The organism is Saprospiraceae bacterium (assembly GCA_016709995.1).
Classification (GTDB): domain Bacteria; phylum Bacteroidota; class Bacteroidia; order Chitinophagales; family Saprospiraceae; genus JADJLQ01.
The window spans coordinates 510,856-530,041 of the sequence record JADJLQ010000003.1 but is presented as its reverse complement, the minus strand read 5'-3'; the positions used below and the strand labels follow the sequence as shown (position 1 = coordinate 530,041).

The window sequence follows — 19,186 nt, the reverse complement described above, 5'->3', positions numbered from 1 at the left end:
CTTATTCGGGGACAGAGAATATTTTTTAATATTGGCGCAGAATTTATAAAAGAATCTTAAAAGGAAATAATAAAAAATGAAAAATCTATTCAAAAGTTTTTATCCATATGGTAAGGTGACTTTTTTATCGGGAATGATAATTTTGTTTTTTTATAAATTCATGCAAGATGAACCGCCCAAAAAAAGTATTTCAAACCCACCTAATATTGTATTCATACTTACCGACGATCAAAGGTGGGATATGCTGGGCTGTGCTGGTAATACTATCATTTCAACACCTAACATTGATAAACTTGCTGAGAAAGGAGTTCGATTTTCTCATGCCTTTGTTACTACTCCAATTTGTGCTGCCAGCAGGGCAAGCATTTTAACTGGGCTCTATGAGCGAACTCATGATTTCACTTTTAAAAAGCCTCCTGTTAAGAAAAAGTATACTGATATCAGTTACCCATACCTTTTAAAAAAGGCAGGCTATCGTACCGGCTTTGTTGGAAAATTTGGAGTTAAGATGGAGGCTTCCATTGACAGCATTTTTTCATCAGAAATAGTAAATGGATTTCCCTATTGGAAAGAAGTAGAGGGTAAGAAAAAGTATCTGACTGATATACAGGGAGAGCAAGCCATCCAATTTATTCAGGAATCGGTTAACAAGGGACCTTTTTGTTTGTCAGTTAGTTTTAGCGCACCTCATGCAGATGATGATTCAAAAGAACAGTATTTTTGGCCTCCTGCATTAGACTCTTTATACGCTTCTGTAAGGATGCCGGTACCTTCAACTGCCAGAAAAGAATTTTACGATTCACTCCCTGATTTTTTGAAAGGAACCATGAGTCGGGAACGCTGGTATTGGCGGTTTGACACGCCCGAAAAATTTCAGCAAATGGTTAAAGGTTATTACAGAATGATAACAGCCATTGACCAAACGGTGGGTAGCATAACAGATGAATTAAATAAACTTGGCGTCGCTGAAAATACCATTATTATTTTTATGGGCGACAATGGTTATTATTTGAGTGACAGGGGGTATGCAGATAAATGGCTGATGCATGATGTGTCTATCCGTGTGCCATTAATAATTTACGATCCTAGGAAAAGCACTGCAATTAATAAAACTTTGGATCAAATGGTCTTGAATATTGATGTTGCTCCAACTATATTAAACCTGGCTGGAATACCTATTCCTGGCAGGATGCAGGGTAAAAGTTTATTGCCACTCATGAAAGGCAATATTAATAACTGGCGAGATTCAATATTTTGTGAGCACCTTATGGATGAACCAAAAATTCCAAATAGTGAATGTATTCGAACAAAGCAATGGAAATTTGTCCGGTATCCTAAACATCCCGAATACATTGAACTATACAATTTGACGGATGATCCTTGGGAAGAACATAATTTAGCTTACAAAAAAGTCTTTCAGAAGAAGATTGTCCAATTTCAAATACAATGCGATAATAGAATTAAACAGTTGATGGCGAGTAGATAAAACTATTTTAGGTAATGCAATAATAGTACGGTTAAAATCAATTAATAAAAAACTATAAATCATGGTAGGGAAAATAATTATTTTGATGACTGGATTGCTGATGCTTGCATTTTCCAACCAGGTGAATTTAAAAGAAGGATCCTACCAGGTAGACGAACAAGGTAAAATACAGGATAAAATAATTAAAGAAGTTTCTTTTCAACATGTATCCATTACCGATCAATTTTGGAGACCCAGAATTGACAAAAATCGATTAGTCGGTATCAGGTCTGCCTTAAAGGAAGCAGTACGCGACATCGAAAATTTTGATATCGCTTCCGGGAAAAAGAAGGGGAAACATACAGGTAATGGTGGTAGTGATTCAAACGTTTTTAAAATAATTCAGGGAGCCGCTTATGCATTAAACGATACGCCTGATAAAGAGCTCGAAGCAACCATAGATTCTTTGATTGACAGGATTGTGGCTGCCCAGCAACCCGATGGTTATCTTTCAACCTATTGGACAGTAAATGACCTCTCGAAGAAGTGGACAGACATACCTCGTAAGCACGAGTTGTATTGTGCAGGGCATCTGTTTGAAGCTGCTGTTGCCTATTTCCAGGTCACCGGTAAAAGAAAATTACTGGATGCTGCCATTCGTTATGCTGATCACATCGATTCGGTTTTTGGACCAAATAAAAGATTAGAAGCCCCGGGGCATCAGGAAATAGAACTTGCACTTTTAAAACTTTATAAAGTTACAGGGGAGAAAAAGTACCTTGATTTGTCAACTTTTTTTATTGACGAACGAGGAGACCCCAAAAGGATGACAGCTGAAAAAGTGGCCCCTCCTGATCACGATCCCAATGCAAACACACCACAACGTTGGCGTCCCCCTTCCTATATGCAGGACCACCTTTCTGTGACCCAGCAGTTCTATGCAGTTGGGCATGCCGTACGGGCTACTTATCTATATACAGCTATGGCAGATCTTTCCCTGGAGACTAAGAGAAATAAATACCTGCCTGCATTGGATTCCATTTGGAATGATATTGTCTGCAAGAAAATGTATATCACCGGTGGCATTGGAACCCGGCAGTTTCATGATGAGGGATTTGGATCAGCTTACCTGCTTCCCAATGTCCAGGCATATTGCGAAACCTGCTCCAGTATTGGGTTTACTTTCTGGAACAGAAGGATGAATATGTTGAATGGGGACGCAAAATATGCTGACTTGCTGGAGCTTACCATGTATAATGCAGCATTAGCCGGCGTTTCATTGAGTGGGGACAGGTATTTTTACACCAATATCCTGGAATCGAAAGGAAAAAGGAGGCGGGAATCCTGGGATGACCCACCCTGTTGTCCCACCAATATTATCCGTTTTTTACCTGAAATAGGATCTACTATTTATGGTAAGAGCGATAAAGAAATTTATATCAATCGGTTCATCGCAAATGAAGCAAAGATCCCCATGGGAAACCAGGAAATCAATCTAAAAATGGAGGCAGATTATCCATGGAATGGGTCCCTTAGTCTGAAGATGGACCCGGAGACTCCGATCAATCTTACCTTACATATCCGCATACCCGGATGGGCACAGGACGAATTACTACCGGGAGGCCTTTATCATTATGTCCGAGATGAAACAAATCTTGGAAAAGAAGTCATCCTGAAAGTCAATGGAAAAACAATACAGAATATTAAACAGGATAGAGGATATGCCGTCATTCAGAGAAAATGGAAAAAAGGGGATAAGGTGGAATTGGATCTGCCCATGCAGGTTCGCGTAGTTTCAGCAAACCCCCGGATAGAGGATAATCAGGGAAAGATTGTTATCATGCGTGGCCCTCTGGTCTATTGTATTGAAGAAACGGATAATAAAAGTTATTTCGAAGGGGATAATGAGACCTATCTGATCCTTTCCGGATTAAGGGCAGAATACAGAAAAGATTTGCTAAACGAGGTAGTAACTATTCATGGCATTGCTTCCATACCCGCCAAAAATGAAAAAATTGATATTACAGCCATACCTTATTATGCGTGGTGCAACAGGGAAGAGGGACAAATGAAGGTTTGGTTGCCATGGCAAAGCAAGAATCATTGATCTTTAAATAGGTACTATAATAAATGAGTTCTGTTAAAAACTAATAATACAATGAGGATGTACAACAATAAGGTTCTCCCTGTCAATAGAATTGCACTTCTTTTAATAACAACAGTGCTTTTAACAGCATGTAACAATAAATCGATACCCGAAAATAATCTGGAAAGCGGTTTTTTGGATCCTGCTATAGAGAACCGGCCCATGGCTATGTGGCCATGGTTAAATGGTTTTGTTGATACAACGAAACTGGTCTATGAACTGGAAGAAATGAATAACAAGGGAATGCGGGGAGTGTTTTTATGGGATGTTGGAGCGTTAGCGGACCCAGATAAAATGATACCTGCAGGACCTGCATATTTGGGACCGGAATCACTCAATTATATATCTATTGCCATTAAAACGGGAAAAAGACTTGGACTTGACCTTGGTTTGATGACTTCCAGCAGTTGGAATGCAGGCGGCGCATGGGTGGATAAACCTGAAGGCAGTATGCAGTTACTCAGTACCAGCCAGGTTATTTCCGGACCCACCCGGGCCACTATTACTATAGGAATTCCGCAGGACAAAAGCGGTGAAGTGAAAAATTGTTCCCTGATAAATTCCATCGCTGTTCCTTACAATAATACTATGGAAATAGATTATTCTGAAGATAAAATAATCCAACTCAATGAGTTTACCGCAGAAGAAAAAAACATAAGTTGGGAAGTGCCTGAAGGTAAGTGGACGGTACTTTCTTTTTTTATGTGCAACACCGGTCAGCCGCTGGAATGCCCGAGTCCGAATTCAAGCGGATTGATGATTGACCATTTAAGTAGACAGGTCACCAAAAATTATTTTGATACCATTCTGACAAGATTAAACAAGGTCAGTACCCCCGACACACATTTAAAGTTTTTTGAGCTTGACAGTTATGAATTGTGGATGGCAAAAGACTGGACTCCGGGTTTTATTCAGGAATTCAAATCCCGCTATGGATATGATCCTGTGCCTTTTCTTCCTTTGCTCCAGGGATATAATGGTAAAGACAGTATCATGGCTGAACGCTTCCGGGGAGACTTCAGTCGTCTGGTCAGCGATCTGATTATTGAAAATCATTTCGCTCAGTCTGTCGATATTGCCAGTCAAAATGGCATGGAGATGTTCATTGAAGGGGGCCACGGTGGTTATGCCAGGGTGGATCCCCTGAAGGCGCTTGGCAATGCTGATATACCTATGGGAGAATTCTGGAACAGGAAACAACACTGGGTAACCAAAGAAGCAGCCAGTGCCGCACATATATACAGTAAAAAAATAGTGGCCGCTGAATCACTAACCGGTTGGCAAAATTGGCAACAGGGGCCAACCGATTATAAACAATTGATCGACATCGCCTTTTGTGAAGGCCTTAACCAGGTGGTTTTCCATACGTTTGCTCATAACCCTGAAATTGCCGGCAAACCAGGATTTGCTTATCATGCCGGCGAACATTTAAATGTAAATACAACCTGGTGGGAAATGGTAAGACCCTTTATGGATTATATCAGCAGGTGTTCCTATTTATTGCGGCAGGGAAATTTTGTTGGGGATGTTTGTCTTTATTACGGCGACCAGGCACCGAACCGGGTTCCTCCGGACCGGATTGATCCTAACATAACACCACTGTATGATGATGACCACTGCCTTCATTGCGGGCAGCTCAAAACAATTAATCCGGGAAAGTTGCCGGGTTATGATTACGACTATATGAATGCTGATATCATCATCAAACAACTAAAAGTTGAAAATGGTCAGTTGGTGCTGCCTTCTGGTCAGGCTTACAGGATGATGCAGATTCCAGACAGGGAGGACATTTCATTGGAAGTATTAAAAAAACTGGATACGCTGGTTTATGAAGGGGCCATTATTATTGGGCCAAAACCCCAAAGAGCAACAAGTTTAAAAAATTATCCTGCGTGTGATAATGAGGTTAAATCCATAGCTGAAAAAATGTGGGGAGACTGTGACGGGAAGAAGATATTTTCAAACAAATATGGGAAAGGAACAATTTACTGGGGAAAGACGGTAAAGCAAGTTCTGGAAGATCGCCAAATTCCACCCGATATGGAAGTGATTGGAGTAGATAATTCTGATCAGCATATTGACTATCTGCATCGTCGAACCCAAGAACAAGAAATATATTTTGTGTCAAACAGTAAACCTATTCGGCAGAAAGTAACTTGTGTCTTCAGGGTGGATGAAAATAAGATTCCTGAATTGTGGGATGCCGAAACCGGTTTAATTCAGCGAAAAGTGAAATATTCAAAAGCGGAAAACGGGATCAGCATTGAATTCGAAATGGATCCCTTTGCCTCCAGATTTGTAATGTTCAAAAACCAAACGACAGGAAAGAACGATCCCGGGTTAAATTATGATCTGCAATATGGTTTCAATCAATACCCCAAAGCCAGTGAATTAAATAAAACCATTGATATTAGTTACAATTGGAATATAAAGTTCAATAAAGAGATGGGAGGCCCCGTTTCAGTCCACCTTGACAGCCTGGTAAGCTGGACAGATGTTAATGATGACGGAACGAAATACTATTCCGGATCAGCAATGTATGAAACAGACTTTACGGTTAGTGGAGATGATATAGCAAAAGGAACCGAAGCGTTTGTTGTTTTTGAGGATATTCAGGAGATGGCGCATGTTTTTGTGAATGGGAAGGATTGTGGTATTGTCTGGACGCTCCCCTATAAAGCAGATATCACAAAATACCTTAAACCCGGATCCAATCATATAGTCGTCCGGGTAATAAATACCTGGAACAACCGTATAGTGGGAGATGTAAGAAATCCGGATAAAAAACAGTTTACCAACACTAACATTAAATATAAATTCAAAGCTGACTATCCTTTGTTGAAATCAGGTTTGACAGGAAAAGTAAAAATTCTCTTATTGAAAAGACAGAAATAAAATAATGAATAATTAAATGCCGCATAATCCAGGGAATTATATCACGCTAAGAAAAAAGAAGCATTTCCAAATTACAATATTAAAAAGTGTTTCCGAAGGCATACTTGTTCTGTTTTTAGTTTTCGTATTGTCTTGTAGTCATAAGCAGCAAACAGGACAAGGATATGAACCTGCAGATCCTGACAAATATGGTATATCAGTTTGGAAAAATGTAAACCCCGGTATTCACTCAGGTTTCGGATCCATTGATATTGCCTATTCAAAAAGCATTCCTCCTCCGGGAAATATTGCGGCATCAATAAAGCTTCAGGGGTGGAAGGGCGAACGGGTTAGTTGTATGTTGCTTGTATGGTCGACCGGAAATAAAGAAAACATTAATATAAAAGCAAGCGGTTTCAGTAACGATCATAATAAAATTGACAAAGAAGGAACTTCAATCTCTGTTGTACAATACGTTCTGTCGGATGAGTTCTTAAATGAGCACTCAGGATCATGTGGCCCCAGGGATAAAAATAAAGTCCCGGCACATATCAGTCCTGATTTGCTGAGCAAAGAAAACAGCTTCTCGTTTGATGCCCCAGGTACCCGTCCGGTATGGATATCTGTGAACATTCCTTCGAATGCAATTTCCGGAATATATAAAGGGATTATTACCAGGCAATCAGTATCCGGTACGGAAACGCATACAATTAATTTGGAAGTTCAAAATAAGCAGTTACCACCACCATCAAAATGGGCTTTTCATTTGGATTTGTGGCAAAATCCATTTGCAGTAGCAAGATATCATAAGGTGCCAATGTGGTCAAAGGAACATCTTGACTTATTACGCCCCTTATTGAAAAAGCTCGCTGAGGCTGGGCAAAAATGTATTACCACTACCATAATTGATGATCCTTGGAATGGAGGTGGTGGATATGATGATTTTGGTTCAATGATCCAATGGGTAAAGAAAAAGGATGGAACCTGGAATTATGATTACTCCGTTTTCGATCAGTATGTGACCCTGGCTATGGAGTGTGGGATTAAAGATCAAATAAACTGTTACTCCATGGTACCGGTGAGGAATATATTCTCCTGGTTTGATGAAAACAAATCTGATACGGTATCCATGGAACTCATTCCAGGCACGTTTGACTATGAAAATCTATGGCGTGGATTTCTACTTGACTTCAGAACTCACTTAATTAAAAAGAACTGGCTGGACATAACCAGCCTGGCCCTGGATGAGCGGGAGGAGGAAGAAATGAAAAATATGTTCACTTTTTTAAAGCAAACTGTACCTGAATTAAAAATCACCATGGCTGGATTTTATTATGAACAAATTAATTCGTCCATATATGATTTTAGTTCCAACTGGAGACACGCGGATAGTATTGCCGGAAAGGTTATTGAAAATCGAAAAAATTCAGGTCTTAAAACAACCTATTATGTTGCTTGTGGTATTCCCAAACCGAATAATTTCACCTTTTCCCCTCCTTCAGAATCCTGTTATGAAGGTTGGTTTGCAGCCGCGAAGGGATTTGATGGCTTTTTAAGGTGGGCGTATAACAGCTGGCCTGAAAATCCGGTAAATGATTCAAGATATACTAAGTGGCCGAGTGGTGATACCTACCTGATTTATCCAGAGGCATACAGTTCATTCCGTTTTGAGAGACTCAGGGAAGGAATTCAGGATTATGAAAAGATAAGAATACTTCGGGAAGAGCTGGCTGAGAATACATCAGCTAAAGCGGTTACTGCCAGGGAAAAACTAAACGATTTTCTGAATACATTTAACAGTAAAACTTTGAATAACCGGTCGGCGGCTGATGTGATTAATGAAGGAAAACAGTTATTGTACGAAATCACCAGAACGGTATTTGATGAGGCCCACCAGTAAATACGAACTGATTAAATGATAAGCGTAGTATAAAAATAAATTCAATTCTATCTTAAAATAACAAGTGATCTCATTAAGAAAATCAAGAAAGCAAATAAAATGTCAAATTTCAAAATAATTATCACTCTCCTTTCCCTTTTTATCCTCCCTAGAAGTGAAAAAGGACTAGAGAATTCAGGTCAGATCGAGCTTCAGCATGCTCAATGGATTACAGATGCAAGTGAATTGCCTACTACCGACTCCTTGTTTTATCTTGATCACCCATCTCCGCTTTTCCGAAAAGAATTTACTGTAAATAATTCAGTGGAGAAAGCCAAATTATGCATAACAGCAGCGGGTTATTACCATGCCTCATTGAATGGTAAGCGCTTAGGAAAGAATGTACTCGATCCTGCCTGGACCGATTTCAGTAAAAGAATATATTATTCCGAATACGATGTTACTTCCCTGATAGATAATGGGGGCAACTGCCTGGGCGTGTCTCTCGGTAATGGATTTTATAACCCTTTGCCTCTTAGAAAGTGGGGCCGCTGGAATTTGAGAAATGACCTTACAGTTGGGAAACCTGCATTTTTAGCCAAATTAGTTATTAATTACAAGAATGGTACCTCGAGAGAGATAATTTCAGATACTACGTGGAAATACAGTTATGGTCCCATTAGAAAAAATAGTGTTTATCTGGGTGTGGCTTATGACGCACGAAAGGAGTTAAAAGGTTGGGACCTTTTCGGTTTTGATGAACGTTTATGGAAGTTAGCAAAAATCGGAAATAAGCCGGGTGGAAAGCTGCAAAAAGCTTTTTTTCCTTCGGTTCAGATCACTGAAGAAATTACACCGGTAAAGGTTTATTCTCCTGGTACAGGAATTTGGATTATAGATATGGGGGTAAATTTTGCCGGGACTTATAAAATAAAACTGTCTGGTAGTCTGGGTGATACCATATCTTTTAGATTTGGCGAACGAGTTTATGACGATGGAACCTTAAATCCAATGACCACTGTCATCGGTCAGATCAAAAAAGGGAATAGGTGGCCCCGGGGCACCTGATATTACCTGGCAAACAGATAGCTACATTATTGGTAATAACCCAAATGCCTGGTTCCAACCTGAGTTTACATACCATGTTTACAGATATATAGAGATTGTTGGATTAAAATCAAAACCTGGATTGTCAGATATTAAAGGACTGGCCATTCACACTAACGTGACCGATAACAATAGTTTCACCAGTTCTTCAGCACTATTGAATTCAATTCAAAAGGCTACTGAACGGACATTTCTTTCAAACCTGGTAAGTGTTCAATCCGATTGTGCTGCAAGAGAGAAATTCGGATATGGGGGAGACCTGAATGCTACCAGTGAGTCATTCATTTACAATTTTGATATGCAGGCGTTTTATCGCAAAACGATATATGATTGGGTTGATGCCATGAATGACTCTTCATTTGTGGATACAGCACCTTTTGTAGGAATAAAATACTGTGGGATTAGCTGGGAGTCAGCATTCCTGACCACCCAGTATTACCTTTATCTCTACTACAACGATACCGGGATTATCAAAGAACTTTATGCATTGAATAACCAATGGATGGATAAAGTTGCCAGGATTCATCCGGAAGGAATGGTGGACCAAGGCCTTAGTGATCATGAATCGCTGGCACCGGTTCCGGTTCAATTGACGGGCACCTGTCATTACATTCAATGTGCTCGCATCATGCAGAAATTTGCTTCACTTATGGGAGATAAAGAAAAAGAAAATAAGTATAGGCAACTATCTGATAGGCTCGTAACAAAAGTCAAAGCTAAATTTTGGGATCGTCCGGTAAGTGAAGAAATCAATCGGCAAACTCTATTCTCAACATTACTTTATCATGGAATAGTACCTGCTGAAGAAATAGGTGCAGCAACGTATTCCTTATTAAATGCGGTCCGAAACGGTCCCTCAGGACATTTTAATACAGGCATTTTTGGTACCAAATATGTTCTGGAAACTATTTCCGAATTCATTTCTCCTGACTCAGTTTTTGAAATTGTCAACAGTACTACCTATCCGGGTTGGGGCTATATGATCAATCAGGGAGCAACAACTATTTGGGAAACATGGCAGGAGAGCGACAATACTTTCTCCAATTGTCATCCCATGTTCGGAACAGTCACAGAATGGTATTACCGTTGGCTGGGTGGGATTCGACCTGATCCCGAATCACCTGGATTTAAAGAGTTTACGCTGGCTCCTTCAATCCCAAAGAGACTGGAGTATGTTAACTGCACTTATAATTCTCCCCATGGAAAAATTGTATCTAATTGGAGAAGAGGAAAGGGGGGGCTCTATCAATACGAAATGACCATTCCTGGTTCAAGTATTGCAAATGTTATTCTTTCCCTTAATCAATACCAAAAAATAGAAATTAAACGTAAACATGGCAATATCGAATCAAAAAAGATTGAAGGGCTGCAAACGGGTCGTTTTAAATTGAGTGAGGGAGAATACATCATTACAGTTTCGAAAAAAAATTAATACCTTCTCTTGGGTTAATAGATAAAAAATAAAAAATGATAAAAAATATATTTCCTCATACGGTGTTAGCCGTTTTAATTTTCTTCTTTGGGTCATGTCAGGCACCTCAAAAGAATAACAATCATAAAAGGCCCAATATTCTATTTATCATGGCTGATGATCATGCCTATCAGGCTATCAGTGCCTATTCAAATCGGCTGATAAATACTCCGAATATTGATAAAATAGCCAAGGGAGGAATGCTATTTACCAATGCAAGCGTTACCAATTCAATTTGCGCGCCGTCCCGGGCTACTATACTCACAGGCAAACACACACACATCAATGGTAAGATTGACAACATCATGCCATTTGATACTACCCAAAAAACATTTCCTGAATTGTTTCAAAAAGCGGGATATCAAACGGCAATGTATGGTAAGCTTCACTTTGGTAATAATCCAAAGGGTGTGGATGATTTCATGATTTTACCAGGCCAGGGAAGCTATATCAACCCCAAATTTATCACGCCAAAGGGTGACACTACCATTACCGGATATGTAACTGATATAATTACTGATTTGACTATCGACTGGCTCGATAAAAAAAGGGATAAAGAAAAACCTTTTTTGATGATGTACCTCCACAAGGCTCCCCACCGTTCATGGTGGCCAAGTCCTGAAAAATTCAAGTTGTTTTCTAAGAAAGTGTTTCCCGAACCTGAAACTTTTTCGATGATTATAAAAACAGGGGCAGTGCTGCAAAGACCGCTAAAATGACCATATCCAATGAAATGCTCCTTAGTTATGACAATAAGGTGCTTCCTGAAGACATTGGCGAAATGGGCATTCTCGATGATCCAAGAAACAGGAGTTATTTCGAGGAAAGCGAATATACTCGTATGAATGAGGAACAAAACTTTTATATCAACCAATATTAGATTCGATTTCAAATGATTTCAAAGCACATTGGCTATCTATGAGTGAGAAGGAAAAAGCAAGCTGGAAATATCAACGCTATATGCAAGATTACCTGGGTTGTATTTCTTCCGTCGATGATAATGTTGGAAGGGTATTAAATTACCTGGATGAAAGTGGATTGGCTGAAAATACTATCGTCATTTATACTTCTGATCAGGGGTTTTATCTTGGAGAGCATGGTTGGTTTGATAAAAGATTTATCTACAATGAATCTTTTAAAACCCCATTGTTGATCCGCTGGCCTCATGTCATCACCGCAGGCACTACGAATGATGAGATGGTTCAGAATCTTGACTTTGCACAAACTTTTTTAGAAGCAGCACAAATAGAGGCTCCCGGAGATATGCAAGGAAAAAGCCTGGTTCCACTTTTGAAAGGTGATACAAAACATTGGGACCGTGAGGCTGTGTACTATCATTACTATGAATACCCGGCAGAGCACATGGTCAAACGACATTATGGCATAGTGACTAAAGAATACAAGTTAGTTCATTTCTATTATGATGTAGATGAATGGGAGTTATATGACCGAAAAAAAGATCCACAGGAAATGACCAATGTGTACAATGATCCCGCTTATGCAGCTATAGTTTCTAAACTACATCAGGAGCTAAAAAAGCTACGAGTGAAATACAAGGATTCCGAGGAGTTAGATAAAAAGTATATTGATATTTATCTTAACAGAAATAAATAGGGGCAGGGTAAAAAAAATAATCAATCGGTACGCTGCTGCATCCAGGTTTAAAGGACAATTAAGAAATGGTATTTAGAATTGAACCATAGGTTATGAATTATAATTTGAAGAAAGTGGCAGCCATTTTGGTGGCAATGTTTGCATACTGTTGTCATACAGAAGCACAGTATCCTGGCCTTATTAAAGGATTCAGAGATCCAGGCAAAGAAGCCAGGCCACGGGCTTATTGGGACTGGTTGAACTGTGCTGTGTCGAATGCCAGTTTAACCCGTGATCTGGAAGAGGCAAAAGCCAAAGGACTTGGTGGCTTGTTAATGTGGGACACAGAAGCCATGAGAAATCCAAATGGATTTGTTCCTGTCGGGCCGCCATTTATGGGTACCGAGTCTGTGAATTTTATTCATCACTCCATGAAAGAAGCTGAACGGTTGGACATGGATCTTGGATTGGTCTGCGCCAGTGGCTGGAATTCCGGTGGTACGTGGGTACCTCCGGACATGGCCAGTAAGAACCTTTTTTCTGCGAGTATTGTGATTACTGGTCCCGATCAAGTCAGTCAGATACTTCCCTTTCCTGATGTCCCACTCAATTGTCCCAAAGGGCCGGATGGTCTGCCCAAATGGTATCTGGATGTTGCCGTTCTTGCATGGCCCAGCAATGAGGATAAGCTTATTCCTGATCTTTCTGATGTATTAAATCTCAGCGAAAAGTTCAAAGATGGAAAATTGAAATGGAGCCCCCCTAAAGGAAAGTGGCACGTTGTTCGCTTTGTCTGTAGTAACAATGGTCAGCAATTGATTGCTGCAAGCCCAAATTCAAAAGGGTTGTTCATCGATTTCCTTGATCCGGAGGCAACTAAGTTTCACTTTAAATATATTATCAACAAATTGGGTCTAAAAAAGGGTGGTGACCCCAATTCCCCATTAAAAACTTTGGATGACGATAGTATGGAGTTATTCGACGGTATTCAGTGGACTTCAAAATTTGGTAATTGGTTCCGGGAACATCATGGTTACGATCCTGTTGCCTGGTTACCTGTTCTGTTGGGATGGACTATAAAGGATGATGCTGAGAGTAAAAGATTTCAATATGATTACCAAAAAACGGTTAGTGATCTTTTAATATTTAGTCATTATAAAACCGGAAGTGAAATTTGCGCCGAATATGGGCTACAGCTTACTGCCGAAGCCGGGGGACCTGGATCGCCGTTTTGGGATACCAATCCGGTAGATGCATTAAAAGCATTGGGGAATGTAGGAATTCCGCGCGGAGAGTTCTGGCTAGGAAATCCCAGAAATCTTTTCTTAGTCAAAGAAATCGCCAGTGCAGCACATATTTATGGAAAGCCCTATGTCGATGCTGAATCCTGGACTACGTGGCGTCGTTGGAGAGATGGTCCATTCACACTTAAAAATTGGTGGACAGAGCATTTTGTGAAGGACTTAACCGTATTACCTATCATGGATTTGCCCATTCACCGCTAGAGGCAGGATATCCCGGTCGCTCCTATCATGCAGGAATAGACATGAATCCGCAAGTTGTGTTTTGGCCGAAGCTAAAACCATTTATGGATTATTTAGCTCGTTGCTGCTATATGCTTCAGCAAGGTTTATTTGTTGCAGATGTTGCCTATTATTATGGTGATCAGTCCCCTAATTTTTGGCCTTTGTATCATAACGTTCCTGAAAAACCCCTGATAAATGGTCTGGGCGCTGGTTACGATTATGATGTTGTAAATACTGAGGTAATATTAAATCGGATGTCAGTCAAAGACGGCCGGATTATGCTTCCTGATGGTATGACCTATCGCATACTTGTCCTTCCTGATCAGCATAACATTCCACTTGAAGTTTTGCAAAAACTTGAGAAACTGGTTTCCGATGGCGCAACAGTCATAGGGCCTAAGCCATCTGAGGTTCCCGGTATGCAGGAATATAAGTCAAGGACAGCCAGGCTGCGTGCATTGGCTGAGAAGATGTGGGGAGATAGCGACAGAACCACCATAAAGTATAAGAATTACGGGAAAGGAAAGATAGTTTGGGGGTATACTCCTGAACAATGGCTTGCCAAACAGTCGGTCTTACCTGATTTTTCATGTCAACCTTTTAAAAATGATACCAGCCTGGATTATATACACAGGCGTTTAAAAAATGCAGATATATATTTTTTAAGAAATAAAACGCAAAATTGGGTAAAGATGGAATGTTTGTTTCGTGTGAAAAACAGGACACCTCATTTATGGGATCCGGCAGACGGTGCCATGAAAGACCAGTTCGTCTACAAAACTTTGGCGGGAGGAACCAGCCTGCCACTTGCTCTACCACCGGGTGGTTCCGTTTTCTTTGTCTTTGAAGACAAATCTTTATCAGGAAGTATTTCATCTTTAATCCCGAATGAAGCGATTAACAAGGAGGATCTTCCTGTTGAGCAGGTTATAAATGTAAATAATAAAATAGCTACTATTCAAAGCTGGCAGAATGGACAATATTTGCTGAAGGATATCAAAGGGCAAAAAGTGCCTTTTAAGATTGATAATTTGCCTGCGCCAATAGTATTAGATGATGATTGGACTGTAAATTTTGATCCTAATTGGGGTGCTCCGACAGAGATCAAGCTGCCGAAACTTATTTCATGGACAGAGCATGGAGACGCAGGCGTAAAGTACTATTCAGGTTTGGGATCTTATATCAAAACTATTTACGTTCCCGAAGACTGGCTTGGTTCGGGACGCAGTGTATACCTGGATTTAGGAGATGTTCGCGAACTGGCGGAAGTATTTGTGAATGACCGGTCAGCGGCTGTGCTCTGGAAGCCTCCTTTCATGACTGACATCACTTCATTTCTTAAACCAGGATCTAATGTAGTCAAGATCGAGGTGATGAACTTGTGGATCAACCGACTTAGTGGGGATGCAAACCTTCCAGAGGATAAGAAATTTACCAGAACAAATATAAGGTCTGATGGATCCACACCTAAAGTTAAAGCTGAGCCCTGGCATGTTGAACCTGCCGGATTGCTGGGTCCTGTGAGATTAATACCATCAGTGCAGATTAACGTAATAAAGTAGAGAAACACGCAGATTAGTTAGAATAGAGAAGATGCACGAAGTTTTATATTGGTACTCTTTAATAGCCATGAAATATGAAAAAGATTGAAAAATTGTTGAAGGAAATTTTCGTGATACTCTCTCTGAGCATTACGATCCAATGGTCTTTTTGTGAAAAAGTGACCGCTCAGGAAAACCCCGGAATTCAATTAATGGGAAACCGTTTTTTTACACTAAGTACGGTTGTACGTGTCCGCCAGATTGAAACATCTAGGGATTCAGCATCCGGTCCTGATGAATCAAGCGTGCACAATCCGGCTGAGGCACAGATTTTCCGGGAAACTATCGCAAAGGCTTGGCCAGGCGCCAGGATTACCTGGGCCTTTAGCTGGCTTGCTTTAAAGGATGATCGTCCAAATTATCGCGAATTGAAGAAACTGGTTGTTTCCTACCACAAAAAATATGGGGATGAGATCACTTTTATTCCAGGCGCTTATTTTGCCAATATGTATAATACACGAGATCAGGTTAACCGTGACTTACGTGATGGGTTAAAGATGGTTTCAGATATGGTTGGCGATGGCTATCGCCCTCTTTCTGTGATTGCAGGCTTTCTCTCAGCTGAAAACCTCAGGTATCTTTCAGAAATAGAAGGAATTCATGTGTGCCAGGGGAATATCTGGAGCCAGTATTCAGTGGACAATGGTGACGGTGAAGGATCCATATCTTATCCTTATTATCCTTCTTCAGAGCATTTTTGCAAGCCGGCACAAGGCAAAAAAGATTTTATAGATTGTGTGAACCTGGATGGCTGGACCGTTGATTTTGTGAATGCCACCTATCCCGGTGCTAAGTTTATCAATGGAATAAGATGTGGTAGTCGGCAGGGCGTTGGACCTATTGAGACGATTCTCCGTCAAGGTACGGAGATCGGCACGAGGGAAATGTTAGCCACTACTGCCGCGCATTTCGATAGAGGATTCGCGCTCAATAAATTTGCATGGGTGACCTGTACTTGGGAGATGAGCTTGGTTGAAGCAAGAAAAATTTATGGTTATAACGGACGCAACGGTATGGAAGGAATGGAGATATGGCTGAGCGAGATGCGTAAGCGCTGGCCTAATGCTACATGTATCACCCATGGAGAGTTTGGAATGATCTGGAGGGAACACTTCAAAAATAATAAAGATCTAAACTATCAATTTGTCCAACGTGGCTCAGGTATTTGCGGGTCGGATTCTGCGTTGGAAGTCAGATGGTTTATGAACAAAGATTTCAGATTGGCCTTTTTAAAAAATTCGTTAGATAATTCTCCTCAAAAAGTAATAGATTTTACCCGTTATGACCTGAGCGCTCAAGAACCACCTGACCCAAAATCAGGAGAGCATATCCGCAATTGGAGTTTAATGAATCGGCTGAACCAAAAAGGAACCCGCCCGCAGGATAAACCCATTGAAATCGAGCGATTAAGTCATGAAGAATTGAAACTGATCAAACGCAGGTATCCGAAATTATTAAAAAAATAAACTTTAAGGAGCATGTACAGAATGAAAATTATTTTTCTGATTTTTTTCACACTGCTATTCTTTGTTTCCTGTAATCTGGAGAAAAAGCAGGTTAATTATACAGGAAAGGAATTGAGCGAAATGAATGACAGGCTCTGCAAGAGCTGGAATACCTGGAATACCCGTAGCGTATTGTCGCATGTCTTACTGCCCGAATGTTTTGCCATCAATCTTGCACTAAAAGACCAATCTGGTAATGTGCTTGAGGAAACTTTAATTGGCAGAGATCATTTTGGAAGCAAAGAGAGGGTTATTGCCGGACCACATGCTTACGATGGATCTTATACAGAACTTGAAGTAGAGTGGCATAATATTAAACTTAGGGTGCAAAGCGCTGCTTTGAAAAATGAATTATTTCTACTGATAAGCCCATTGAAATCAATGCCTCGAGATACACTGGTAATTGAGCCCCGGGTACTTTGGGATAGAAAAGCTGAAATAAAAATCGATCAGAATGTAATTATCGGTCAAACTCAGTCGAGCACAATTAAAGTGTATATCAATGAAAATAAACCAACCACAACTTCCAACTCTTTACACGTTGCTCTGGATAAAAACATCGCCATATCTGCCGGCATGCGGAAGTCGCAGGAAGAAATTGAGGATATTATTAAAAAAGCGAAAGTGAAATTTGAATCTGAAAGGTTGAAATATAGTAAGTCACCGGAAGTATTCGATGCAATGCAAACTGTACTAGCCTGGACAACCATTTTTGATCCCAATAACAATAGGGTTATTAATCCTGTGAGCCGTACGTTTTCTAATGATTGGGTATTATTTGGGTGGGACACTTATTTTGCAGCATATATGTTATCGCTGGACAACAAGGACCTGGCTTATGCCAATGCGATTGCAATAACAAAGGAGATTACAAAAAAAGGGTTTATTCCAAATAATACTCAGCACGGGCATAAGAGTGAGGACCGTACAGAGCCTCAAGTCGGATCCATTGTTGTAAGGGAGATTTATAAAAAATATCAGGAAAAGTGGTTCTTGCAAGAAGTATACAATGAATTACTGAGCTGGAACCGTTGGCGGGCGGCTAACAGAGATATTGATGGATACCTTGTACATGGTACTGATCCTTATGATTATGGCAATAGTAAATCCCGTTCGGCAACTGAATCTGGAAAAATGAAGGCAGCTAAATGGGAATCTGGAATGGATAATTCTCCGATGTGGGACGATGCGGTCTTTGATACCACCAGCCATCGTATGCTACTAGCGGATGTGGGTTTAATGAGCCTTTACATTGCCGATTGTCGGAGTCTGGCTGAGATAGCTGATATTTTGGGAAAAACGGATGATGCAAAAGAATTAGCAGCAAGGGCTGAGAAGTATTCAAAAAAGCTTCAAACACTCTGGGTCGATCAATTTGGCCTATACTTGAATAAGGACCTGGTCACCGGACAATTCAGTTACCGATTATCTCCAACATTATTTTACCCCCTGTTGGCTAAAGTACCGGATCAGGATCAAGCCTCGCGGATGATCAAGGAACATTTTTATAATGCTGATGAATTCTGGGGAGACTATATCATGCCATCCATTGCCCGCAATGACACAGCGTATAAAGACAACCATTACTGGAGAGGCAGGATCTGGGCACCACTGAATTTCCTGGTGTACCTCGGCATGAGAAATTACGATTTGCCTGATGCCAAAAAAGACCTGGTCGAAAAATCCAAAAACCTGCTTTTGAAAACCTGGCTGGAGGAGCGTCATGTGTGCGAAAATTATCATGCCGATAACGGACGAGGAGGTGAAGCCGAAACTTGGAGTGATGCATTTTATAATTGGGGTGCACTCTTAGGATTTATTGATCTCATTGAAAAAGGTTACGTGCCGTCTCCCCAACTTCCTTTGAAAGATTTAAAATGATATATATTGAAATGTATTACCAAGTTACTTTTTGTATTATTCCCACGACACTTTAATACTTTAGCTTTTAATTCTCTAATCTCTTTTAGTAACCTATTTTTCTTAAGATCTTATTTTTGTGAAGATACGTAAGCACTT

The 19,186-nt window shown here is 40.3% G+C and carries 8 protein-coding genes and 2 pseudogenes; all 10 read left to right on the top strand.

What is annotated here, in order from left to right; genetic code table 11:
- Positions 1 to 76: 76 nt before the first annotated feature.
- The 10 genes and pseudogenes from IPJ09_21055 (at position 77) to IPJ09_21010 (ending at position 19,048) form a co-directional block, all read left to right on the top strand.
- Positions 77 to 1,486 carry a sulfatase gene (locus tag IPJ09_21055; GenBank protein ID MBK7373867.1) on the top strand — a complete coding sequence of 470 codons (1,410 nt, stop codon included), beginning with the start codon at positions 77 to 79 and terminating at the stop codon, positions 1,484 to 1,486.
- A gap of 61 nt (positions 1,487 to 1,547) precedes the next feature.
- Complete coding sequence (locus IPJ09_21050; GenBank protein MBK7373866.1) at positions 1,548 to 3,572, top strand: glycoside hydrolase family 127 protein; 2,025 nt, start codon at positions 1,548 to 1,550, stop codon at positions 3,570 to 3,572.
- Positions 3,573 to 3,686: 114 nt separating this feature from the next.
- Entirely contained in the window at positions 3,687 to 6,506 is a 2,820-nt protein-coding gene (locus IPJ09_21045; protein ID MBK7373865.1) for a hypothetical protein, read from the top strand.
- Positions 6,507 to 6,522: 16 nt separating this feature from the next.
- Positions 6,523 to 8,385, top strand: coding sequence for a DUF4091 domain-containing protein (locus IPJ09_21040; GenBank protein ID MBK7373864.1), 1,863 nt, complete (start codon positions 6,523 to 6,525; stop codon positions 8,383 to 8,385).
- Between the two features lie 99 nt (positions 8,386 to 8,484).
- A pseudogene (locus tag IPJ09_21035) lies at positions 8,485 to 10,903 on the top strand (family 78 glycoside hydrolase catalytic domain).
- A gap of 35 nt (positions 10,904 to 10,938) precedes the next feature.
- Positions 10,939 to 12,556, top strand: a pseudogene (locus IPJ09_21030) (sulfatase).
- Positions 12,557 to 12,648: 92 nt separating this feature from the next.
- A complete protein-coding gene (locus IPJ09_21025; protein ID MBK7373863.1) occupies positions 12,649 to 14,040 on the top strand; it encodes a hypothetical protein in 1,392 nt (463 codons plus the stop codon).
- Positions 13,971 to 15,623: a hypothetical protein gene (locus tag IPJ09_21020; protein MBK7373862.1), complete on the top strand. Its 1,653-nt coding sequence runs from the start codon at positions 13,971 to 13,973 to the stop codon at positions 15,621 to 15,623. Before IPJ09_21025 ends, IPJ09_21020 begins: the two co-directional genes overlap by 70 nt.
- A 74-nt stretch (positions 15,624 to 15,697) precedes the next feature.
- Positions 15,698 to 17,128: a DUF3863 domain-containing protein gene (locus IPJ09_21015; GenBank protein MBK7373861.1), complete on the top strand. Its 1,431-nt coding sequence runs from the start codon at positions 15,698 to 15,700 to the stop codon at positions 17,126 to 17,128.
- Positions 17,129 to 17,140: 12 nt separating this feature from the next.
- On the top strand, positions 17,141 to 19,048 hold the full coding sequence (locus IPJ09_21010) for a hypothetical protein (GenBank protein MBK7373860.1): 1,908 nt from the start codon (positions 17,141 to 17,143) through the stop codon (positions 19,046 to 19,048).
- Positions 19,049 to 19,186: the final 138 nt, after the last annotated feature.

Coding starts and splice junctions, on each gene's coding strand:
- IPJ09_21055 (MBK7373867.1), top strand. CDS start 77: ATGAAAAATCTATTCAAAAGTTTTTATCCATATGGTAAGGTGACTTTT.
- IPJ09_21050 (MBK7373866.1), top strand. CDS start 1,548: ATGGTAGGGAAAATAATTATTTTGATGACTGGATTGCTGATGCTTGCA.
- IPJ09_21040 (MBK7373864.1), top strand. CDS start 6,523: ATGCCGCATAATCCAGGGAATTATATCACGCTAAGAAAAAAGAAGCAT.
- IPJ09_21025 (MBK7373863.1), top strand. CDS start 12,649: ATGAATTATAATTTGAAGAAAGTGGCAGCCATTTTGGTGGCAATGTTT.
- IPJ09_21015 (MBK7373861.1), top strand. CDS start 15,698: ATGAAAAAGATTGAAAAATTGTTGAAGGAAATTTTCGTGATACTCTCT.
- IPJ09_21010 (MBK7373860.1), top strand. CDS start 17,141: ATGTACAGAATGAAAATTATTTTTCTGATTTTTTTCACACTGCTATTC.